The sequence below is a fragment of the Pseudomonas sp. QL9 genome (assembly GCF_041409665.1).
GTDB lineage: Bacteria > Pseudomonadota > Gammaproteobacteria > Pseudomonadales > Pseudomonadaceae > Pseudomonas > Pseudomonas knackmussii.
This window is the reverse complement of the sequence record NZ_CP166971.1, coordinates 5421802-5442778: the sequence shown is the minus strand read 5'-3', so window position 1 is coordinate 5442778 and position 20977 is coordinate 5421802. Positions and strand designations below refer to the sequence as shown.

The window sequence follows — 20977 nt, the reverse complement described above, 5'->3', positions numbered from 1 at the left end:
ATGGCCCAGCCGGGCAGGAAATGCACTGAAGCTGCCCGAAGAATCGATGCGGCGGGTCCTCGCAGAGCCCGACCGCGACCGCATGGGTTTCGTGCCTCAACCCATCCAGCAGCCACAGGGTCAGACAGGGCCACGTCGTCTGTTTTCGAAGGGCAGCGCGCGCGACTGAGGTAACATGCCGCGCCGAAACCTCCGCCCTCCCCGCTGGCTGCCTATGTCCTCGAACGCGCTCTACACCGACCTGTCTTCCTACTACGACCTGATGTGCGCCGACATCGACTACCAGGCGCAGAGCCACAGTGTGCGCCGATTGCACCAGCTGTTCGGCAATTCGGGGCGTCGGCACCTGGACCTCGGCTGTGGAACCGGGCCGCATGTGCGCCACTTCCTCGACTTCGACTTCGGCTACGCCAGCGCCGGGTTGGACATCAACCAGCCGATGCTGGACATCGCCCAGCAGCGTTGCCCCGAGGCGCAGTTCATCTGCCAGGACATGGGCAGTTTCCGCGTAGACGAGCCGCTGGACCTGATCACCTGCTTCCTCTACTCGATCCACTACAACGCTGGGCTGCAGCGGCTGCGGGATTGCCTGGCCAGCGTGCATGGCGCGCTCGCCGAGGGTGGCGTGTTCTGTTTCAACAGCGTGGACAAGCGGCTGATCGACAACGACTCGTTCGTGCGCCACAGCGTGGAGCACGAAGGCAGCCAGTTCACCTTCGGTTCGGGCTGGTATTACTGCGGCGAGGGCGAGCGGCAGGCGCTGCGTCTGAGCATCGAGAAGACCACGGCCGGCGTGACCCAGAGCTGGCAGGACGAACACGCCATGGTCGCACTGGGCTTCGACGAGATGCAGGCACTGTTGGAGCCGCATTTCGAGGTGCACGTCTTCGAGCACGACTACGAACGAATCACGCCTTGGGGCGGCGCTTCCGGGAATGCCTTGTTCGTCTGCGTGAAGCGCTGAACGCGCGGCCTTGCGCCAGAAACAAAAAAGCCCCGCATTGCAGACTGTGTGAAAACCTAGCCGTCTGAGCACAAGCCCAAGACAATGCCCGTATCGATCGATACGGGCATTGTCTTTTATGGGCTATATCCGCGGTGAAGGGCGTGATCAGGGCAGCTTGTTTCCGGTGTCGCTGGATGAGTTGGTCCCTGAAGAACATCTGGTCCGCGTGATCGAGGCCTATGTGGCGCGACTGGATCTGCAGCGACTTGGCTTCAGCAAGGCGCAGGCGAGCAAGGTTGGACGCCCGGCCGGAGATGATGGCCAAGCGCCGGGCGATCGTCGAACACCCCTCCGGTAACCTGAAACAGTGGGTATTCGGCGCGCGTCGCCTGATTGAGCTGATGGGATGAACCCTCAGAAAAGCAAACGCCCCGAACCAGTCGGGGCGTTTGATTAGCCTTGCTCACAGCGTGTTTTCACACAGTCTGATTGGCGGGGCTTTCTCGTTGCAGGCGCTTAGATCACTTGTACTTGATCAGCTTGCAGGCCTTTCTGGCCGTTGGTGACGCTGAAGGAAACGCGCTGGCCTTCATCCAGGGTTTTGTAGCCGGTGCCTTCGATGGCGCGGAAGTGGACGAATACGTCCGGGCCGCTTTCCGGGGTGATGAAGCCGAAGCCCTTGTCAGCGTTGAACCATTTGACGGTACCGGTTTGGCGAGTTGCCATGATGAATCTCCAATCAATGAAGGAATCAGGCCATGCGACATGCGTGGCGAGACTGTATGCGAAGTGAAGAGGGCCGCAGAGATGGAGAATCGTGAAGACAAATCATCGAACGGTGCCGCTAAACCGCAGGCAGGCCACGAAGCATACAGATTTGGCGCGGAATAGGTAGCGATTTCTCAGGAAACTGCATAAATCTGTCGAATGGTCGGTTTTGCGCGCATTTGCTGCGTATAGTGACCGCTAGCCACCAGCCTGGTGGCTCATCACCTCAGGTGACCCAATGTCCGAGTTCGAGACAAACAAAGCACGTTCGGAGCTGGATAAGAAAATCTCAGCATTTCTGTCGAAAGGCGGTGAGATCCAGGAGATCCCATCAGGAAGGTATGGCCGCAAGGAGCCGTACAAACGGGCTGAATTCACCCTCGCCAAGCCCAAGAAGCCCGAAGCCTGAGTTTCCCGCGGGTGCCGTAGAAAAAGGCCGTATCGATCGATACGGCCTTTTTTATTCACGTCATTCAGCGCGATCCGGCGATCGCCTTCGACACTAGGGGCCGGGCTGGTAGCGGCTGGCGGCACGCTGCATCCAGCCTTCGCTGAGCATCTGCCGCAGGGCGGCTTCGATCAGTTGGCGCTCGGAGCCCAACGGGCGCTGGCGGGAGAAGCCGATGTAGAGGTCGGTGCGGCTGTCGGGCTGGTAGCGGGTCTTGGCGATGCGTTGCGCCAGCTGCGGGTCGCGCAGTTCGTAGTCGACCTGGCAGTCGGTGCCGATCACCAGTTGCAGGCGGCCCAGGGTGAGCATCTGCAACAGCTGGGTTTCGTTGCTCACGCCGAACTTCTTGAGCTTCTTGTCCGAATCGAAGGGCTCGAAGTAGGCCGACTCCAGCACGTAGCCGATGGTGTGGGTGCGAAGGTCGTCGTAGCTGTTGACCTGCCCGGCCATGTCCTTGGTCGCGTACAGGCGCGGCGCGCACGCGTAGTAAGGCTCGGCCAGGTAGTCGATGTAGTGCTCGCGTTCGGCGGTGCGCGCAAGGCCCGTCATCAAGTCTGCCGAGCCGCTCTGCAGGGCGGCCAGGCCGCGTGCCCAGGGCGCGCGGTGCACTTCGAAATGCAGGCCGGTGCGGCGTTCGAGCTCGGCCAGCAGGTCCATGTCCAGGCCAGTGATGCGCTCGCCTTCGCTGGCGATACGGAACGGCGGCCAGTAGTCGGTCATCACCCGCAGCGGCGCGCGCTCCGCCGCCGCGCCCACGCCAGCCAGCGCCAGCAGCAACAGGCCAACGCCTAATCGGCTGTAGTGCCCGGCACGGGCGAACAGGGGAAAACGGGCGAAGGATCGGCGAAGCATAGGGAGTCCCGAACAATGGCCTGCGCTGCGATTTCGGCGAATTCTTGTAAGGCGGCGCGCCTATCAGGCGCTCGCGCAGCATCCGAATAGGGCGACCGAAAGGATAGCTTTCCAAAGTGCCATTACGAAACTCCCTCGACGCGACGGCGGCACCGAATATTCGCCCGCTCAGTCCCCCCAATCGGCGCCGCGCAGGCACTCGCTCAGGTAATCCACCAGCGCGCGCACCTTGGCCGCCAGGTGCTTGCGCGAGGGATAGACGGCGTAGATGCCCAGATCGAGCGAGCGGTAGTGCGGGAGGATCTCCACCAGGGTGCCGCGGCGCAGGTCTTCGTGAAGCATGAAGCTGGGTTGCAGGATTACCCCGCCGCCGCTCAGGGCAATGGCCCGGCAGCTGTCGCCGTTGTTGCAGCGCACGGCGGCGCGGGTCTGCACGCTGACCGGTCCGTCCGGGCCGTCGAAGCGCCACTCGTTGCCGCTGGCGAAGTTGCTGTAGGCCACCACCTGGTGCGCGATGAGGTCCGCCGGGGCGAGGATCGGCGGATGCGCCGCCAGGTAGGTCGGCGCCGCGCACAGGCGCAGGCGCGTGGAGGCCAGGCGCCGGCCAATCAGCGACGAGCTTTCCAGGCGGGCAATGCGCACCGCCATGTCGTAGCCCTCGTCCACCAGGTCGACCACGCGGTCGTTGAGCACTATGTCCAGCTCGACCTTCGGGTGCGCCGCGATGAAGCCGGCCCACAGCGGCGCCAGGTGCTGCACGCCGAAGCTCACCGGCACGTTCACCCGCAAGGTGCCGCTGGGCTCCTGGGCACCGGACAACACGCTGCCCTCGGCAACATCGAGCAGCGCCAGGATTTCCCGCGCCTGCTGGTAGAACAGCCCCCCCGCCTCGGTCAGCGAGAGGCGCCGCGTCGTGCGCTGCAGCAGGCGCGCGCCCAGGCGCTCTTCCAGAGCGCCGACATGCCGCGATACCGCCGCCTTGGACATCCCCAGGGCGTCCACCGCCGCGGTGAAGCTGCCTTTGTCGACCACAGTGCAGAACACCTGCATCTCCAGCGCACGATCCATATTTGTCTCACTTTTCGGAACTATGAGTCACACCAAGGCCTGTTTATCCCACATGAAACGCCCAATAGGCTACGTCTCATCGTCAACGAGCCTTGCGAGGCAGACATGAAGATCACCCTCATCGGCACCGGCAACATGGGCAGCGCCTTCGCGCTGCGCCTGTCCCAGGCCGGGCATGACACCCGCCTCACCGGCCGCGATCTGGACAAGGCCCGCGCCCTCGCCGCGCAGTACCCGAACGTCGAGGCCTACCCGGCCGACCAGGCGCTGGGCGACAGCGCCGTGGTGATCGTCGCCACGGCCTACGCCGATGCGCTCCCGGCGCTGCGCAGCCTGGGCGACCTGAGCGGCAAGGTGGTGATCGACATCACCAACCCGCTGACGCCCGACTACATGGGCCTGACGCTTGGCCATAGCACCAGCGCCGCCGAGGAGATCGCCCGCGCGCTGCCGCAGGTGCAGTTGGTCAAGGCCTTCAACACCCTGTTCGCCCAGGTACTGGCCGACGGCCCGGCCTTCGCCGATGGCCAGCGCGGCAGCGTGTTCGTCGCCAGCGACAGCGAGCGCGCCAAGCAGACCGCCATGGCCCTCGCCCACAGCTTCGGCTTCGACACCGTCGACGCCGGCGGCCTGGTCAACGCCCGCTACCTCGAGCCCCTGGCCGGCCTGAACATCTACCTCGGCTACGGCGCCGGCCTGGGCACCGCCATCGCCCCCGCCTGGCTGCACAAGTGAGCACCCGGACATGAACAACGCCTACCCCGTCCTCTTCGTCTCCCATGGCGCGCCGACCTTCGCCATCGACCCCGGCATTGCCGGTGCGCGCCTGGCCGAGCTGGGCCGCGAACTGCCGCGCCCGACCGCCATCGTGGTGATCTCGCCGCACTGGATGACCCGCGGCGGCGTGCGCATCGGCGCCAGCGCCGCGCCCAAGACCATCCACGACTTCGGCGGCTTCGCCGATGAGCTGTACCGCCTGCAATACCCGGCGGCGGGCAGCCCCGAGCTGGCCGGGCGCATCCAGCAGCTGCTGGCCGATGCCGGCTGGCAAGCCGAGACCGACGCCCAGCGCGGCCTCGACCACGGCGCCTGGGTGCCGCTGCTGCACCTGATGCCGGCCGCCGATGTACCGGTGGTGCAGGTCTCGCTGCCCTGGCCGCTGCTACCGGAAAACGCATTCAAGCTCGGCGAAGCCCTGCGCCCCCTGCGCGAAGCCGGCGTGCTGCTGCTCGCCTCCGGCAGCCTGACCCACAATCTCTACGAATTCCGCGGCCACCACGGTGCCCCGGCGGAGTACGTCACCCGCTTTGCCGCCTGGACCGCCGAAGCGCTGGCCGAGCATGACCTGCCGAGCCTGTTCGACTACCGCCGCCTGGCCCCCGCCGCCGAGCGCGCGCACCCCAGCGACGAGCACCTGATTCCGCTGTTCGTGGCCCTGGGCGCGGCCGGCGAGGACTATCGCCTGCGCATCCTCGAAGGCGGCGTCGCCTACGGCATGCTGGCCATGGACAGTTACCTCTTCAGCAGCGCCGATAACCCGGAGAGCCAAGCCGCATGAACCCGAACGCCAGCTTCGCCACCTTGCAGCAGGAGCCCGAATCCGGCCTGCAGTTCCGCCGCATATCCGCCGTCGGCGAGCCCCGCGCGCGACTACTGCTGCTGCACGGTGTGGGCGGCAACGAGAGCAACCTTGCCGCGCTGGCGCCGCATCTGCCCAAGGGCCTGGAAGTGCTGTTGCTGCGCGCGCCGCTGCAAATCGCCCCACAAGGCTTCGCCTGGTTCCAGGTGAGTTTCACCGCCAACGGGCCGGTGATAGTTGCCGAGCAGGCCGACGCCAGCCGCGTGCAGCTGCTGCGCTTCATCGAGGCGCTGCCGAAAGTGCCGACGGTGATCGGCGGCTTCAGCCAGGGCGGCATTCTCAGTGCCAGCGTCGGCCTCAGCGCGCCGCATCTGGTCGCCGGTTTCGCGCTGCTCAGCGGACGCATCCTGCCGGAGCTGGAGCCGCACATCGCCGCGCCCGAGGCGTTGCGTTCGCTGTCCGCGTTCATCGCCCACGGCCACCACGACGACAAGCTGCCGCCGAGCTGGGCCGAGCGCGCCGATGCCTGGCTGCAGCGCCTGCAGGTACGGCACAGCTCGCACCGCTACGACATGGGCCATGAAATCGTCGCCGAAGAAGTCGCCGACCTCGCCGACTGGCTGCGCGCCACCCTGCCCCTCGAATAACCCACCAAGAGAGACCACCATGATCGACAACGGTACTGCTCCCTACGCGGCCCTCGCGCTGCGCGTCGCCCTCGGCGTGATGTTCCTGGCCCACGGCCTGACCAAGCTGCTGGTGTTCACCCCGGCCGGCACCGCCGGTTTCTTCCAGTCGGTGGGCTTCCCCGGCTTCCTCGCCTACCCGGTGATCGCCTTCGAGATCCTCGGCGGCGCAATGCTGGTCCTGGGCGTCTACGGCCGCTGGGTCGGCGCCGTGGCGGTGGTGCAATTGCTGGCCGCGTCCAGCGTGCACTTCGGCAACGGCTGGGGCTTCTCCAATCCGAACGGCGGCTGGGAATACCCGGTGTTCCTCGCTGTCGCGGCGCTGGTCGTGGCCCTGCTGGGCGACGGCGCCCTGGCGCTGAAGCCGGCCAAAGCCGACTGAACCTAGCGACGCTTGGTCCGCATGGTCTTGTGCGAGCTCGCCGAGTCGGTGGGTTCGCGCACGTCCGCCGGGCGATAGCCGCGGTCGAAGAAGTTGATCAGGGTGCCCAGCACCACTATGGCGACGACTATGGTCAGGCCGATATCGAACGAGTCCATGGAATCTCCTTGAGGACGATGGCCAGCGCTGGCCACGCGGTGAGCGCAGCCAGGACGGTTGGCGGGGTGAGCGGGAAACGGCTTCAGCCGGTGGTTCGCGGCGGCCCGTTGGCGAGCAGGCGGCGCAAGGCCAGGAGCATCAGCCCGGCCAGCAGGGCCAGGGCGAGCACGAACAGCGGATAGGAAATCCACCAGGGAATGGCGTGGGTCATCATGCTGTATTCGGACATGCCGCCAATGCCGGCGATCAGGTTCAATGGCAGGAAGACGACGTTTATCAGCGTCAACTTGCGCAGCATTTCATTCATGCTGTTGTTCAATAAGTTGCCGCGAGCATCCATCAATCCGGCGCAAACCGAAGAATAGATTTCCGCCTGCTTGAAACACTGGTTGTTCTCGATCAGCAAATCATCCAGCAAGGCAACTTGCTGCTCGCTCAAGTGCAACTTTTCCGCGTGATTGCGCAGGCGGGTCAATACACTTCCGTTGCTTTGGATGGCATTGAGGTAATACACCAGGCTTTCGCTGAGATTGAACATCTGCAGCAGGTGCTTGTTGTGCATCGACTGGTTGAAACGCTGTTGCAGTTCGCGCGCCACCAACTTGATCACCTTCAGGTGCCCTTGATAGTGGTGGATGTTGTCCAGCAGCACCGCCAGCAACACATCCAGCGGCTGGCGCAGGTCGTGCCGCGCGGCCAGGCCGCCGAGCAGCGAGTCGGAATTGGCGATCAGCAGCAGGCCGCGTGCGTCGAGCAACATGCCGAAGGACGACACCTCGAAGGCGAAGCTGTCGCCGCCGGTGTAGTTCTGCGGGCGCTGCCAGATGACGAACAGCGACGTGCCGTGAAACTCGACGCGCGCCACCTCGTCCGGGTCCAGCGCCGAGGCAAGGGCGTGGCCATCCAGGCCGAAGCGCTCCTGCAGCCAGGCGCGCTCCGCCGCGTCGGGGGCGACGCAGAGCTGGATCGGCGCCTGTTCGTCGGCGCAGGGCAGCAACTTGCCTTCCAACAGCACATGGCGCTGGCGCATCGTCGCGGTCCCCGGCTCAGTTCGCCCGTCCGCGGCGCTTGGCCTCGAGACGGCTGATGAAGGCTTGCAGCACCTGGGCGTAGAGGTCGTCCTGCAGGCAGGCGTCCTCGATGCCGGCGTCCAGGTTCGGGTTGTCGTTCACCTCGATCACCACGACCTTGCCGTCGACTTCCTTGAGGTCCACCCCGTAGAGGCCGTCGCCGATCAGGCTGGCCGACTTCACCGCCAGCTCGACCACCTCGCGCGGGGCTTCGTCGATGGGCACGGTGCGGCATTCGCCGATGACTTCCGCCCCCTGCGCGCGGTGATTGACGATCTGCCAGTGGCCCTTGGACATGAAGTACTGGCAGGCGAACACCGGCTTGCGGTCGAGCACGCCGATACGCCAGTCGTAGGGCGTGAAGAGGAATTCCTGGGCCAGCAGCAGGACCGAGTGCTCGAACAGCTCGGCGCTGGCGGCGGCCAGCTGCTGCGGGTTTTCCACCTTGATCACGCCGCGCGAGAAGCAGCCGTCGGGGATCTTCAGCACCAGCGGGAAGCCCAGGCGCTCGCCGACCTTTTCCAGCTCGTGGGGGTTGTCGCGGTACAGGATCTCCGTGGCCGGCATGCTCAGGCCGTGGCTGCGCAGCAGGTCGGTCAGGTAGACCTTGTTGGTGCAGCGCAGGATCGAGGTCGGGTCGTCCATGACGATCAGCCCCTCGTTCTCGGCCTTCTTGGCGAAGCGGTAGGTGTGGTCCTCGACCCGCGTGGTCTCACGGATCAGCAGCGCGTCGTACTCGGCCAGCCGCGCGTAGTCCTTCTTCTCGATCAGCTCGACGTCGATGCCCAGGCCCTTGCCGACGCGGATGAAGTTCTCCAGCGCGCGGGCGTTGGACGGCGGGAGGCGCTCGTCGGGGTTGTGCAGGATGGCCAGGTCGTAGCGCGCCAGGTGCCGCGAGCGCGGCGCGCGCCAGACCTTGCGGCTGAAGGCGTCGAGGGCGTTGGCGAACTGGTCTTCCTGGCTCTCGCGCAGCTTGTGCAGCGAGCCGGGGCGAATCCCGGCGATCTGCCAGGTGTCGCCCTTGCGGAATTCCACCAACAGGATCGGGCACGGAAACGCCTCGAACAGCTGCCGGGCGATGTCCTGCAGCGGCTCCAGGTCGGTGCGGCCGAAGTACAGGCTGAGGGTGAAGGCTTCGGCGGTGGCAAAGGGATGCTTGCCCAGGGCCTTTTCCAGCGACCGTTCCAGGTCTTCCAGGGCCAGGCCGTAGAGCGACTTGCGCGCCAGCTCGCTCAAGGTCCGCACCGACGGGATCACCTTGTGCCCGCGCGCCTCGGCCAGCAGCGAGCAGTAATAGCCATGGCCGAGGTATTTGAAGTTGCGGCACAGGTTGATGACTTGCACGCGCTTGCTGCTGTCGCAACTGGGCGATTGTTCGAGGTATTCCCGCGCCGTCAGCATGTCTTCGCTGGGCAAATAGGAAGACCAGTCTTCCTTGCGTTCGACAATGATCAGGACCTGGCTTGAACGGCGCTCCGGGTTGTTCACCAGTGGCACTTTATCGAATGCTTCAAGAGGACTTGCGGAGGAACTTTCGCGGAAGTTAGCTTGCAACGAAGACATCTGTCTCGTACCCATCGAGAAGTGACGTGTTGCTATTAATCACTATCGCCGACAAATGTCTTCGTTCATTACGCAAGCTTTACGGGAACCCATGGACTTCTTATATCGAATTGCCAATTCAGCCGATCTTCCGGCACTGCTGCAGGTGGAAAACCAGACCTTCACAGGCGACCGCCTGAGCCAACGCAGTTTCCGCACCCTGCTCCAGCGTCAAAGCGCCCGAGTGGTCGTCGCCGAAGCGGCGGAAGGATTGCTCGGATATGCGCTGGTGCTGTTCCGCCGGAACACCCATGTGGCGCGTCTGTACTCCCTGGCGATCACGCCCGGCGCGCGCGGGCTGGGCCTGGGCGCCGGCCTGCTGGAACAAGCTGAACGCTGCGCCCATGACCGCGCTTGCCGCGCCTTGCGCCTGGAAGTGCGGATCGACAACGCCCCCGCCATCGGCCTCTACGAGCGGCGCGGCTACCGGCGCTTCGGCAGCCACACCGGCTACTACGCCGACGGCGCGGACGCCTGGCGCTACGAAAAGGCGCTGCCGGCGTCCTGACTCGGAGCCTGTCAGGAGTGCGCCACCTGCCCTGCGCCAGCGCCCGCATTTGGCGCTGGCGCGAAGCGGTTCAGCACGTGATCGGCCATGCCCCGCGCCAGCTCTTCCTCGCCGAAGAAGATGGTGCCTATGCCTTCCTGGCGCATCAGCTCGGTTTCATCGTCAGTGTGGGTGCGCACCACGATCTCGATATCCGGGTTGAGCGTGCGGGCGATCTCGACCATGTGCCGGGCGCTCATGGCATCCGGCGAGGCCACCACCAGCATCGCGGCGTTGACGATGTGCGCCTGGATCAACACCCCGGGCTCCACCGCATTGCCCGATACCGCAGCCAGGCCCTGGCAGCGCAGTTGCTCGACCAGCTCGCGGTTCTGCTCGGCAACCACGAAGGGGATGCCCTGTTGCAGCAGGGCCCGCGCGATGCGCCGACCGACCCGGCCGTAGCCGACCAGCACGACCTGCCCTTCGAGGTACTTGCGGTCGGTGCTCATCGGCAGCTCGGCATAGGGGTCGGTGCGCTGCTCCAGGCGCCGGGCCAGCGCCGAGTGCGCCACCGCCCAGCGATTGAGCGGCCCGACGGCGGCGAACAGCAGCGGATTCAGCGCTATCGACAGCAGCGCGCCGCTCAGCACCAGGCTCATCCCTTCCTGCGGCAACAGGCCAAGGGCCACGCCAAGGCCGACGAGGATGAAGGAGAACTCGCCGATCTGCGCCAGGCTAGCCGAGGCCGTCAGCGCGGTGTTCAGCGGATAGCGCAGGCCCAGCACCAGGACCATGGCGGCCAGGCTCTTGCCGAGCATGATGATGGCGACCACGCCAAGCACGCGCAGCGGCTGTTCGAGGAGAATCGCCGGCTCGAAGAGCATGCCCACCGAGACGAAGAACAGCACTGAGAAAGCGTCGCGCAGCGGCAGCGATTCCTGCGCCGCGCGGTGGCTGAACTGCGACTCGCGCATCACCATCCCGGCGAAGAACGCACCCAGGGCGAAGGACACGCTGAACAGCTTCGCCGCACCGAAAGCGATGCCGATGGCGGCGGCGATCACCGCCAGGGTGAACAGCTCGCGCGAGCCGGTGCGCGCCACCTGCCAGAGCATCCAGGGCAGCAGGCGGCGTCCGGCGACGAGCATCAAGGCGATGAAGGCGCCGACCTGCAGCAGGGTCTGGCAGATCGTCAGCCACAGAGGCCCGCTCGCCTCCGCCGCAGCGCTGGCGTTGCCACCGAGCACCCCGGCCAGCGCCGGCAGGAGGACCAGCACCAGCACGGTGGCGAGGTCTTCCACCACCAGCCAGCCGACGGCGATTCGGCCGTTCATGCTGTCGAGCAGGCCGCGGGTTTCCAGCGCCTTGAGCAGCACCACGGTGCTCGCGCAGGACAGCGACAGGCCGAACACCAGGCCGGCGCCCCAGCTCCAGCCCCACCAATGCGCGACCACTGCGCCCAGCGCGGTGGCCAGGCCCATCTGCACGATGGCGCCGGGCACGGCGATGCGCTTAACCGCGAGCAGGTCCTTGAGCGAGAAATGCAGGCCGACGCCGAACATCAGCAGCATCACGCCAATCTCGGAGAGCTGCGAAGCCAGGTGCACGTCCGCGACGAAGCCCGGCGTGGCCGGGCCGATGATGATCCCCGCGAGCAGGTAGCCGACCAGCGCCGGCACCTTGCAGCGCTCGGCCAGGAAGCCCAGCACCAGCGCGATGGCGAAGCCCGCGGCAAGCGTGCTGATCAGAGAAATACCGTGCTCCATGGCGCGCCTCCCGCGATCCCGAATACGTCTGTGCAACGGGATTTTGTGCCGCGGGAGACCCTGGAGACACGCAAGCTTTTGTTACATCAAGTTCGGAAAGGGCCTACGGCAGCTTCGGCCCCATCCTCTGGACAACCGCTTCAGGCCTTGGCCGCAGCCAGGTAGGCGCCCAGGCGCCGGCCCATTTCTTCGCCCAGGGCCTGCAGGCCGCTCATGGGGCGGACCATGACTTCGAACTCGACGATCTTGCCTTGTTCGTCGAAGCGGATCATGTCGATGCCCTTGAGCTGCTTACCGCCGACCTGGGCGCAGAACTCCAGGACCACACTCAGGCCATCGGCGGTGGCCAGTTCGCGGTGGTAGGTGAAGCCCTCGAAGACCTGCAGCACCGTGTTGAGGATCATCGACACCACCGGCGCGCCGGGATACGGCGTATGCGCCATCGGCGAGCGGAACACCGCGTCGGGCGCCAGCAGTTCGGGCAGCTTGCTCAGGTCCTTGCGCTCGACCATCGCGTGCCAGCATTGCAGCGACGCGGCGGCCTGGGGGTGCAGTTGCAGTTCGGACATCGTCGGTTCCTCCGATTCTTGTGATTGCCGCGCCCCTGGCGCGGTGACGGGAACCGACGATACGACCCGCCCAGGCCTCGCTCAATGATCGGAAATGACAGACCTATGATCCTGGCGCACAAGCGCGCGGATCAGTGGTGCGCCGGGGTGACCAGGAAGGTCTGCAGCTCTGGCTCGTCGTCCAGCACTATGTCGCGCACCGGGCGCGGCAGCTCGGCGAACACCGCGCGCCAGAACGCCTGGGCGGCTTCGTCCTGGCGATAGAAGCGCACCAGCCAGGCATCGTTGCCGTTGCCCAGCACCTGCAAGGCCACCGCACTGCCGACACCCATGCGGCGGTACTTCTTGAGCACGAACAGGTCGGCCAGCTCCAGCGCGCCCAGACCGCTCAGGTCGTTGCTCTCGATCAGCAGGAAACCGGCGATGTAGCCATCGACCAGGATCAGGTTGGCGCTCCACTGCGGGTCCTGCCAGTAACGCACCAGGTGCTCCTCGTGGATGTAGAAGCGGCCGTCGGCCTCGACGTCCTCCTGCTCCCAGTCGGACGATTCGTAGGCGTAGTACTGGTAAAGGTTGCGGATGATATCGGCCTGCTCCGCACTGGTGCGCAGCAACTCGACGGTGCCGCCGCTCATGGCCGGGGCTCCTCGATGAAGCGCGGGCACGGCAAGCAAAGGGCATTGGGATACATGGCAGTCTCGGTACGAAGAAGGACGGCGAACACCGCCGTTGCAGGTGCCGCCGATTATCGCAGAACAGCGGCGCCTGCGGACCTCCGGATGCGCTCCATCGATGCTCAGGACAGTACCGGTCGGTCACACTCGGCGCTTTCGGCTGGCTCCATTTTTGCTTTAACGTGCGCGCCAATTACCGAAGCCCGTCGTCCCCCAATCATGAAGCTGCATCAACTGCGCGCCCTGCTCGCCATCAGCGAGAACGGCAGCATCCAGGAAGCCTCGCGCCTGCTGGGCATCTCCCAGCCGGCCCTGTCGAAAAGCATCAAGGAGCTGGAAACCGAGCTGGGCGTGTCGCTGCTCGTGCGCTCCAACCGTGGCATCACCATCACCGGCTACGGCGAGCGCCTGGTGCGCAGCGCACGCCTGGCGGTGGAGGAAGTGCAGCGCGCGCAAGTCGAGATCGACACCCTCAAGGGCAGCATCGGCGGCCGCGTGGCCATCGGCGTGTCGCCGGTCACGCCCAGCCGGCAATTCGCCGACTGCGTGCAGGCGTACCGCAAGCGTCATCCCGAGGTGCAATTGCAGATTGTCGAGCTGCGCCCGGCGAAGCTGCTGGAAGGCGTGCGCGAGGGCCAGTTGGACATGGCGCTGACCTCGCAACCCATGCCCCAGGAACTGGACGGCCTGCACTGGCAGCAGCTCTACACCCACGTCACCACCCTGGCGGTACGCAAGGGCCACCCCTTGAGCGGTGCCCGCTCGCTGCACCAGCTGCTCGACCAGGAATGGCTGCTCTCCGACCCCCTGGAACTGACCCAGGCCCGCGAGCTGTTCCGCGCGCATCAGGTCGAGCCACCGCAACGCATCATCGAGTGCGACTCGGTGGTGCTCTATGTCGAACTGGCCGGCAGCACCGACGCGGTGAGCTTCTGGTCGCGGCGCATGTTCAACCTGCCGGTGGTTTCCGACGCGCTGGTGCCGCTGGAGATCGCCGAGAGCACGCCGCGCTCGGGCATCTCGCTGGTGTCGCGGCCCACCGAACTGCTGACCCGCGAGGCGCGCTCGCTTTTCGACGACCTGGTCGAGGCGTTCAGGGAAGCGCCGCTGTAGTCATCCCGCCTTTCACGCCTTGTCCGCAGCACCCGCCGCGCGGCCGGCCTTGAAGGTCTCGCGGCGGGTGTCCCGCTCGCTGACGTAGGCCGCGCTGGGCTGGCTGATCAGGTCGCCCCGTTTCAGCGGCGCGCCGCAGCTTTCGCACACCGTTCCGAGCCCGGCCGGCTTCCCGCAGGCGCGGTGCAGCATGTTCACCGCCACACCCTCCTCCGGCGTCTTGCACCAGGTTTCACCCCAGGCCCGCAGGGCGAGGATCACCGGATAGAAGGCCTCGCCCTTGGGCGTCAGCACGTACTCGTAGCGCAGCGGTCGCTTGCTGTAGGCGCGGCGTTCGATCAGGCCGTCAGCGGCCATGTTCTTCAGGCGCGCGGCGATCATCTGCGGCGTGCCGCCGGTCTGCGCCTGGATCTCGTCGAAGCGCAGGTTGCCCATGAACAGTTCGCGCAGCACCAGCACGGTCCAGCGATCACCCACGAGCTCCTCCGCCCGCGCTATCGGGCAGAGCGTCGGCGCCGTGTTCTTGCTTCCCGACATAAGGTCGTTCCCTTGGCAAAATCTGTTGATATGATTTTCATAGTAACTAAAAACACCTGCCCGTCCACCGCCAGCGGACGGCATGCCACCCCGGAGAACGTCCATGTCGAAGCACAGCTATCCCCTCGACCGTACCGCCTACCTGCTGGTCGATCCGTACAACGACTTCCTGTCCGAAGGCGGGCTGATCTATCCGCACATCGAACCCATCGCCAACCAGGTCGGCCTGCTCGACAACCTGCGCGCTCTGGACCGCAGCGTGCGCAGCATCGGCCTGCCGGTGTTCATCGTACCGCACCGCCGCTGGGAAGCCGGCGACTACGAGGACTGGGCGCACCCCTCGCCCACCCAGTGCAAGATCATGCACGGCCACCACTTCGCCCGTGGCGAATGGGGCGGCGAGTGGCACCCCGACTTCGCCCCGCGCGAAGGCGACACCGTGGTCGCCGAGCACTGGGGCTCCAGCGGCTTCGCCAATACCGACCTGGACTTCCGCCTCAAGCAGAAAGGCATCACCCACGTGATCATCGTCGGCTTGCTGGCCAACACCTGCATCGAGTCCACCGCGCGCTACGCCACTGAACTCGGCTACCACGTGACCCTGGTGCGTGACGCCACCGCCGCTTTCAAAGCGGAAATGATGCATGCCGCCCATGAGCTCAACGGCCCGACCTTCGCCCACGCCATCCTCACCACCAGCGAGCTGATCGCAACGCTGGAAGCCCACTGACCACCATCCTTCGTTACCGCGCGCCGCAAGGCGCGCCGGTGCCCGCCATCCGAGGTGAAGCGCAATGCAGCTGACCGGCAACCTGTTCATCGGCGCCCATGAGGTCGCCGCCAGCGAAGGGACCCTCCAGGCCCTCGCCCCTGCCACTAACGAACTCATCGAACCGCCTTTCGCCCTTGGCGGAAGCGCGGAGGTCGAACGCGCCGCAACCCTGGCGGACGAGGCGTTCGACAGCTACAGCCACACCTGCCTCGCCGAACGCGCGGCCTTCCTCGAACGCATCGCCGACAACCTCGACGCCGTGCGCCAGCCCCTCGCCGCGCGCGCCGCGCTGGAAACCGGACTGCCCCAGGCGCAGTTGGAAGGTGAAGCGGCGAAGGCTGCCACGCAGTTCCGCCAGTTCGCCGAGGTGGTGCGCCGGGGCCGCTTCCTGCACCTCGCCATCGACCCCGAGCAGCCCGAGCGGCAACCGCGCCCGCGCATGGACCATCGCCTGAAGAAGATGGCGATCGGCCCGGTGGCGATCTTCGGCGCGAGCAACTTCCCGATCGCCTACTCGGTAGCCGGCGGCGACACCGCCTCGGCGCTGGCCGCCGGCGCGCCGGTGATCCTCAAGGCGCACAACGCGCACCCCGGCGCCTCGGAAATCATGGCCCGGGCGATTCGCCAGGCCGTCCGCGACAGCGGCCTGCACGAAGGCGTGTTTTCCATGCTGCGCGGCGGCGGCAATGCCCTGGGCGAAGCACTGGTCGAGCATCCGCTGGTCAAGGCGGTGGCGTTCACCGGTTCGGAGCGCGGCGGCATGGCCCTCTACCGGCGCGCGCAACTGCGCCCGGAGCCGATCCCGGTGTTCTGCGAGATGACCAGCGTGAACCCCACGTTCGTCCTGCCCCATGCAGTGGAAGAACGCGGCGCGACTATCGGCGACGGCTTCATCGAACGGATGCTGGTGAACGTCGGCCAGGCCTGTCTCAAGCCGGCCATCCTCGTCGCCGTCGAAGGCGACGGGCTCGATGCGCTGCGCCAGGCGATGATCCAGCGGTTACGCACGTCGCCAGCCCGAACCATGCTGACGCCCGGCATTCATGCGGCCTACGGCGAAGGGCTCGATGCATTGCTAAGTGCAGGCGCGCAACGCATCGCCGAGGGCTCGCCCGCAGAGGCGGCAAACGACGGCGCCGCCGCGCTGCTCGAAGTGGACGGCCGCCGCTTCCTCGCCGAACCGGTGCTTGCCGGCGAAGTCTTCGGCCCGGCGGCGCTGCTGGTGACGGTCAGGGACACCGAGGAAATGCTGGCCGTTGCGCGCTCCCTGCGCGGGCAACTCTCGGCGACCCTGCAGCTGGAGAACGGCGACCTGCCGCTGGCGCGCCGGCTGCTGCCGATCCTCGAAAGACGCACCGGGCGCATCGTGGTCAACGCCTTCTCGCACCCACAGGAAGTGTCCTTCGCCTCCATCCACGGCGGCCCCTTCCCGGCCAGCACCGACAGCCGTTTCACCTCGGTCGGCATGACGGCCATCGAGCGCTTCCTGCGGCCGGTCTGCTACCAGGGCTTTCCCGATGAGCTGCTGCCCGAGGCGCTGCGCGCGGCCAACCCGCTGGGCCTGCCGCGCAGCCTGGACGGCCAGTAAGAGCGAAGCGGCGGCCGGCGCACCCGGTCGCCGCCCGGCTCAGGCGCGGCCTTCGGCGGCCTCGATGAGGTCGAGGAAATCGCGCGCCGTCTCTTCCAGGTAGAGGCCCGCGCGGTAGTCCGGCTTCACCGCGTCCCAGCCGGCGATCACCGCCTGCGGCCGCTCGATGAAGCGGCCGACGAGATGGAAGTCGGCGTCGAGCACGAGCACCACGGGAATGGCGATGCGGTCCAGGCCGAGGCGTTCCTGCAGGTCGTCCTCGGCGCGGCCCTTGGAGATCACGGCCAATTGCAGAAGCGGCTGGCGACGCTGCATCCAGTCCAGCACCGTGACGTTGATCTGGCAGTCCGGGCACCACATCTCGCCGACCACCAGCAGGTGGTAACGACCCTGCACGGCGGCCAGTCGCTGCAGGGTTTCGGTGCCCATGGCTGCCGGCTGCCCGAGCTTGTCCTGGACCGCGCGCACAGCAGCGATTTCCGCCGGCAGGCCGTGGGCGACGAAGGCGTCGAAGCCTTCACCGATGCTGAAGAGTTCCTGGAAGGAGGCCATGGGGATTCCTCGAAAGCGAAAAGAGATGGGGCATCTGCAGGATGCGGATCTTATCCGCGAACGACCACCTGCGGGCATTTCCCGTGAAGGTCCCCTGCCCTCGATATACCCGCACCGATGCATCCGTAGGGCGCATAACCGTTCGCGGTTATGCGCCGCAGCCCTGCACGGAACGGCGGATAACCCCTTCGGGGTTATCCGCCGGCTAGCGCTGATCGCGGAAGCCGCAGGATCAACCTCTCGATCAGTACTTCCAGGTCACCGACGCGGTGAAGTTGCGCGGGTCGCCGAAGTTGCTCTGGGCGTAGCGCAGGCTCTGCAGGTACTTCTCGTCGGTCAGGTTGTTCAGGTTGAGCTGGGTGCTCCAGTTCTTGTCGATTTCGTAGGAAGCCATCAGGCCGACCAGTGCGTAGGCGTCCTGGGTGGCTTCCGGCGCGGCGTCGCTGGTGGTCTTGCTCTGCCAGCTCAGGTTGCCGCCGACCTTGACCTTCGGCGCCATCGGCAAGCGATAGGTGAGCGCCGAGTTCAGCTGGTGGCGCGGGATGTACAGGCGCGCGCGGTCGTGGTCGGCGTCGGTGATGTAGACGTAGGTGTAGCCGCCGCTCAGCTCCAGCCCCGGGGCGACTTCGCCCGCGGCCGCCAGCTCGACGCCCTGGCTCTCGAAACTCATGCCTTCGTAGTAGGAGCCGCCGACGCTGGCGTCGTAGCCGGCGTATTCCGCGACGTTGTCCTGCTTGGTGTGGAACACCGCCGCCGAGACGTTCAGCTTCTTGTCCAGCAGCAGGCCCTTGATGCCCGCCTCGTAGCTCTTGCCTTCCAGCGGATCGAGCACCTGGGCGTGCGAGTCGAGGTAGTACTGCGGATTGAAGACCTCGGTGTAGCTGGCGTAGAGCGAGTACTCCGGGGTCAGGTCGTAGACCACGCCATAGTACGGCGTGACCTTGCCGTGGATGCGCACATCGCGCGGCGAGCCGTAGTTGTCGCCGTCGCTGTCGGCGCTGAGCATGCGCGCGCCGGTGATCAGGTGCAGGTCGTCGGTCAGGCTCCAGCGCGCGGCGCTGTAGAGGCTCTTCTGGCGATCGGTGAAGTCGGCGGTGTCGCTGTCGTTGGCGATGTCGTAGGTCGGCCGCGGGATGCTGCCGTGCAGCGCGTCTTCCAGCGAGACCGGCATGTAGTAAAGCGCCGAGCCGTACAGGGAGCGCTCGCTGCCGTTGGAGCGCGCGGCGCTGGCGCCGAGGGTCAGCTCGTGCTCGCGGCCTAGCAGGCTGAACGGGCCGCTCAGGGAGCCGTCGCCGACCAGCTCGCGGTACTTGCCCTTGTACTTCGAGCCCAGGCCGGTGTAGCCGGTCGGCGAGGTCGCGTCGCTGTACATGTAGAACATCTGGGAGTCCTCGCGGTGGTCGACGCCGGTGACGGTCAGCTTCGACTGCCAGTCATTGGCGAAGTCGTGGGTCCACTCGGCGAACGCGCGTTGCACGTGCACATCCCAGTAGACCCAGGGCTGCGAGATGTTCGAGTGGGTGCTGCCGTAGTGGATCGGCTTGCCGTTGGCATCCACCAGCGGCAGCGCGCCCCAGCTGGCGCCGTTGGCGTTGGTCTTCTGGTCCTCGAAGCCGAGGGTCAGGACGTCGCTGTCGGAGAGGTCGAAGGCCAGCTCACCGCTGAAGATGTTCTTCTCGCGCGAGTAGCGGTCGAGGTAGGAGTTGCCGTTCTCGTTGGCGTAGATCACCCGGCCACGGACGTTGCCGCTTTCGGTGAGCGGGCCGGAAACGTCGACGTCGACGCGGCGCTTGTCCCAGGAACCGGCGCTGAGCGTGACGGAAGCCTCGGGGGTATAGGTCGGGCGCTTGCGCACGAAGTTGACCGTCGCCGAGGGGTTGCCGGTGCCGCCCATCAGGCCGTTGGCGCCGTGCACGATGTCGATCTGTTGGTAGGGCGCGGTGTCCACGTCGCCGACCAGCAGGCCGTAGGTCAGCGGCATGCCCACGCCGTCGTACTGGAAGCTGTTGATGTCGAAGCCGCGCGCGGTGAAGTAGGTGCGGTCGGTCTCGACCTTCTGCACGTTGACCCCCGGGGTGTTGCTCAGCACGTCCCTGATGCTGTCCATGTGGAAGTCGTCGAGTTGCTCGCGGGTGACACTGGTGACGCCCTGGGGTGTCTCCTTGGCGGTCATGTTCAGGCGCGTGCTGGTGCTGGCAGGTTTTGCCTGGTAGCCCTTGGCCGGGGCTTCCACGGTGTCGGGCGAGGCGCTGACGGTGGCGGTCGGCAACTCCACTGGGTTTTCAGCGGCGAGGGCATTGCCCATGGCGCCTGCGGCGACGACCGCAAGCATCTGTGCGGTCAAGGGGGCCAGTTTGAACATGAACGAAGGACACTCCTGATTAGCTTGTAAGAATTTATCGCAACATTAGATCACACTCATTTGCAGTTGCGAATCATTCACATTGCATCAGAAGCGATACAAAGCTACCTCCACTCGCCTTCAGGGCCTGGATTCACTGGGCGCCCTGCAGCCATTCCCGCGGGCTGGCACCTACCTTGCGGCGGAATGCACGGGCCAGCGCCGACGGGCTTTCGTAGCCGGTTTCGTCGGCGATCAGCGCCACCGGGCGGCCTTCGCGCAGGCGTTTCTGCGCCAGGCTGACGCGCCAGCCCACCAGGTAATCCGCCGGTGTAGCGCCTATCACCTTGCGGAACAGCGCGGCGAAACTGGCGCGCGACATGTGGCAGGCCTGCGCCAGTTCCTCCACTGACCAACTGCGCGCAGGCTCGTCGTGCATCAGCGTCAGGGCGCGCGCCAGGCGTGGTTCGGCAAGGCCGGCGAGCATGCCGGCGGACAGGCCGCTGGTGGCCATCAGGTGGCGCAGCAGCTGGATCAGCATCAGCTCGAACAGGCGGTTGAGGATGGCGTCTCGGCCGCATTCGGCGCCGAAGGCTTCGGCGAACAGCCAGTCCAGGTTGCCGGCCAGGCTCGGCAATTGCGAAAGCGGCACCAGGCTGTAGCTGGGCAACGCGCGGGTGAGCGGATTGTCCATGCCGCCATCGAAGGCCAGGCTGGCGCAGACCAGCTCGGCGCCATCGGCTTCGTCGGCCTGCAGCTCGTGGCCGTAGGGCCTGGGTACCAGCAGCAGGCTCGGCTCCTCCACGCGGATGCGCTGGCCATCCTCGGTGCGGAAGCTCACCCGGCCCTTGCGCAGCAGGTGCACATGGCCCCGCCCCTCGGCCGCGGGGAAGCGCTCCGTGGCGCAGAAGGCGCCGCTGAAATAGGTGCTGGCATGCGCGCTGAAGTGTGTGAGCAAGGTGGACAGGCGATCCATGGGGACGGTCTCCGCTTTAGACGATCTGTCGCATAATCT

At 66.1% G+C, this 20977-nt stretch carries 23 protein-coding genes and 1 pseudogene; 11 read left to right on the top strand and 13 right to left on the bottom strand.

The window, feature by feature from the left end; genetic code table 11:
* Positions 1-214: 214 nt before the first annotated feature.
* The gene (locus ACA097_RS25375; protein ID WP_371366784.1) at positions 215-964 is read left to right on the top strand and encodes a class I SAM-dependent methyltransferase; all 750 of its coding nucleotides are present in this window, start codon (positions 215-217) and stop codon (positions 962-964) included.
* A gap of 118 nt (positions 965-1082) precedes the next feature.
* Positions 1083-1262 (top strand): annotated as a pseudogene (locus ACA097_RS25370) (IS5/IS1182 family transposase); the annotation flags it as partial.
* Between the two features lie 200 nt (positions 1263-1462).
* Here ACA097_RS25370 and ACA097_RS25365 read toward each other — a convergent pair.
* Positions 1463-1672: a cold-shock protein gene (locus tag ACA097_RS25365; protein ID WP_043252965.1), complete on the bottom strand. Its 210-nt coding sequence runs from the start codon at positions 1670-1672 to the stop codon at positions 1463-1465.
* 280 nt (positions 1673-1952) lie between these two features.
* Between ACA097_RS25365 and ACA097_RS25360 the strand changes: the two genes are divergently transcribed.
* Positions 1953-2123, top strand: coding sequence for a hypothetical protein (locus tag ACA097_RS25360; protein WP_167333371.1), 171 nt, complete (start codon positions 1953-1955; stop codon positions 2121-2123).
* A gap of 93 nt (positions 2124-2216) precedes the next feature.
* Here ACA097_RS25360 and ACA097_RS25355 read toward each other — a convergent pair whose 3' ends face one another.
* Complete coding sequence (locus ACA097_RS25355) at positions 2217-3014, bottom strand: substrate-binding periplasmic protein (protein WP_371366782.1); 798 nt, start codon at positions 3012-3014, stop codon at positions 2217-2219.
* Between the two features lie 168 nt (positions 3015-3182).
* Positions 3183-4082, bottom strand: a complete 900-nt coding sequence (locus ACA097_RS25350) for a LysR family transcriptional regulator (RefSeq protein WP_371366780.1) — start codon at positions 4080-4082, stop codon at positions 3183-3185.
* 105 nt (positions 4083-4187) lie between these two features.
* Here ACA097_RS25350 and ACA097_RS25345 point away from each other — a divergent pair, with 105 nt between their 5' ends.
* The 4 genes from ACA097_RS25345 to ACA097_RS25330 are packed head-to-tail and all read left to right on the top strand — an operon-like array spanning position 4188 to position 6729.
* The gene (locus tag ACA097_RS25345; RefSeq protein ID WP_371366777.1) at positions 4188-4817 is read left to right on the top strand and encodes an NADPH-dependent F420 reductase; all 630 of its coding nucleotides are present in this window, start codon (positions 4188-4190) and stop codon (positions 4815-4817) included.
* Positions 4818-4827: 10 nt separating this feature from the next.
* A complete protein-coding gene (locus ACA097_RS25340; RefSeq protein WP_371366775.1) occupies positions 4828-5640 on the top strand; it encodes a class III extradiol ring-cleavage dioxygenase in 813 nt (270 codons plus the stop codon).
* On the top strand, positions 5637-6308 hold the full coding sequence (locus tag ACA097_RS25335) for an alpha/beta hydrolase (protein ID WP_371366773.1): 672 nt from the start codon (positions 5637-5639) through the stop codon (positions 6306-6308). The genes ACA097_RS25340 and ACA097_RS25335 overlap by 4 nt, the downstream gene beginning before the upstream one ends.
* Positions 6309-6327: 19 nt before the next feature.
* Positions 6328-6729 carry a DoxX family protein gene (locus ACA097_RS25330; RefSeq protein WP_371366771.1) on the top strand — a complete coding sequence of 134 codons (402 nt, stop codon included), beginning with the start codon at positions 6328-6330 and terminating at the stop codon, positions 6727-6729.
* 2 nt (positions 6730-6731) lie between these two features.
* On the opposite strand, the gene ACA097_RS25325 is transcribed toward ACA097_RS25330, so the two are convergent.
* The 3 genes from ACA097_RS25325 to ACA097_RS25315 all read right to left on the bottom strand — a co-directional run bounded on the left by ACA097_RS25325 (position 6732) and on the right by ACA097_RS25315 (position 9521).
* Positions 6732-6887 (bottom strand): hypothetical protein, encoded by a 156-nt coding sequence (locus ACA097_RS25325; protein WP_156958038.1) that lies wholly within the window; start codon positions 6885-6887, stop codon positions 6732-6734.
* A gap of 83 nt (positions 6888-6970) precedes the next feature.
* Positions 6971-7918 carry a magnesium transporter CorA family protein gene (locus tag ACA097_RS25320; RefSeq protein ID WP_371366769.1) on the bottom strand — a complete coding sequence of 316 codons (948 nt, stop codon included), beginning with the start codon at positions 7916-7918 and terminating at the stop codon, positions 6971-6973.
* A 16-nt stretch (positions 7919-7934) separates the two neighbouring features.
* Positions 7935-9521: a RimK family protein gene (locus tag ACA097_RS25315; RefSeq protein ID WP_160287415.1), complete on the bottom strand. Its 1587-nt coding sequence runs from the start codon at positions 9519-9521 to the stop codon at positions 7935-7937.
* Positions 9522-9612: 91 nt separating this feature from the next.
* On the opposite strand from ACA097_RS25315, the gene ACA097_RS25310 reads away from it, so the two are divergent.
* Positions 9613-10068, top strand: a complete 456-nt coding sequence (locus tag ACA097_RS25310) for a GNAT family N-acetyltransferase (RefSeq protein WP_371366767.1) — start codon at positions 9613-9615, stop codon at positions 10066-10068.
* A gap of 11 nt (positions 10069-10079) precedes the next feature.
* Here the strand turns inward: ACA097_RS25310 and ybaL are convergent, their stop codons facing one another.
* The 3 genes from ybaL to ACA097_RS25295 all read right to left on the bottom strand — a co-directional run bounded on the left by ybaL (position 10080) and on the right by ACA097_RS25295 (position 13020).
* A complete protein-coding gene (gene ybaL, locus ACA097_RS25305; protein ID WP_371366765.1) occupies positions 10080-11816 on the bottom strand; it encodes a YbaL family putative K(+) efflux transporter in 1737 nt (578 codons plus the stop codon).
* A 140-nt stretch (positions 11817-11956) separates the two neighbouring features.
* Positions 11957-12385 carry a nuclear transport factor 2 family protein gene (locus tag ACA097_RS25300; RefSeq protein ID WP_371366763.1) on the bottom strand — a complete coding sequence of 143 codons (429 nt, stop codon included), beginning with the start codon at positions 12383-12385 and terminating at the stop codon, positions 11957-11959.
* Between the two features lie 131 nt (positions 12386-12516).
* Positions 12517-13020 carry a GNAT family N-acetyltransferase gene (locus ACA097_RS25295; protein WP_043252985.1) on the bottom strand — a complete coding sequence of 168 codons (504 nt, stop codon included), beginning with the start codon at positions 13018-13020 and terminating at the stop codon, positions 12517-12519.
* A 258-nt stretch (positions 13021-13278) separates the two neighbouring features.
* On the opposite strand from ACA097_RS25295, the gene ACA097_RS25290 reads away from it, so the two are divergent.
* Positions 13279-14172, top strand: a complete 894-nt coding sequence (locus ACA097_RS25290; RefSeq protein ID WP_371366760.1) for a LysR substrate-binding domain-containing protein — start codon at positions 13279-13281, stop codon at positions 14170-14172.
* A 12-nt stretch (positions 14173-14184) separates the two neighbouring features.
* On the opposite strand, the gene ACA097_RS25285 is transcribed toward ACA097_RS25290, so the two are convergent.
* Positions 14185-14709 (bottom strand): winged helix-turn-helix transcriptional regulator, encoded by a 525-nt coding sequence (locus tag ACA097_RS25285; RefSeq protein ID WP_371366758.1) that lies wholly within the window; start codon positions 14707-14709, stop codon positions 14185-14187.
* A 103-nt stretch (positions 14710-14812) separates the two neighbouring features.
* Between ACA097_RS25285 and ACA097_RS25280 the strand changes: the two genes are divergently transcribed.
* Together ACA097_RS25280 and ACA097_RS25275 are read left to right on the top strand one after the other, a co-directional pair.
* Positions 14813-15439 (top strand): isochorismatase family cysteine hydrolase, encoded by a 627-nt coding sequence (locus ACA097_RS25280; RefSeq protein WP_371366756.1) that lies wholly within the window; start codon positions 14813-14815, stop codon positions 15437-15439.
* Positions 15440-15503: 64 nt separating this feature from the next.
* Positions 15504-17069, top strand: a complete 1566-nt coding sequence (locus tag ACA097_RS25275) for an aldehyde dehydrogenase (NADP(+)) (RefSeq protein WP_371366754.1) — start codon at positions 15504-15506, stop codon at positions 17067-17069.
* Between the two features lie 39 nt (positions 17070-17108).
* Here the strand turns inward: ACA097_RS25275 and ACA097_RS25270 are convergent, their stop codons facing one another.
* The 3 genes from ACA097_RS25270 to ACA097_RS25260 form a co-directional block, all read right to left on the bottom strand.
* The gene (locus ACA097_RS25270; RefSeq protein ID WP_371366752.1) at positions 17109-17621 is read right to left on the bottom strand and encodes a thioredoxin family protein; all 513 of its coding nucleotides are present in this window, start codon (positions 17619-17621) and stop codon (positions 17109-17111) included.
* A gap of 244 nt (positions 17622-17865) precedes the next feature.
* Positions 17866-19983 carry a TonB-dependent siderophore receptor gene (locus tag ACA097_RS25265; RefSeq protein ID WP_371366750.1) on the bottom strand — a complete coding sequence of 706 codons (2118 nt, stop codon included), beginning with the start codon at positions 19981-19983 and terminating at the stop codon, positions 17866-17868.
* Positions 19984-20116: 133 nt separating this feature from the next.
* Positions 20117-20938: an AraC family transcriptional regulator gene (locus tag ACA097_RS25260; RefSeq protein ID WP_043253000.1), complete on the bottom strand. Its 822-nt coding sequence runs from the start codon at positions 20936-20938 to the stop codon at positions 20117-20119.
* Positions 20939-20977: the final 39 nt, after the last annotated feature.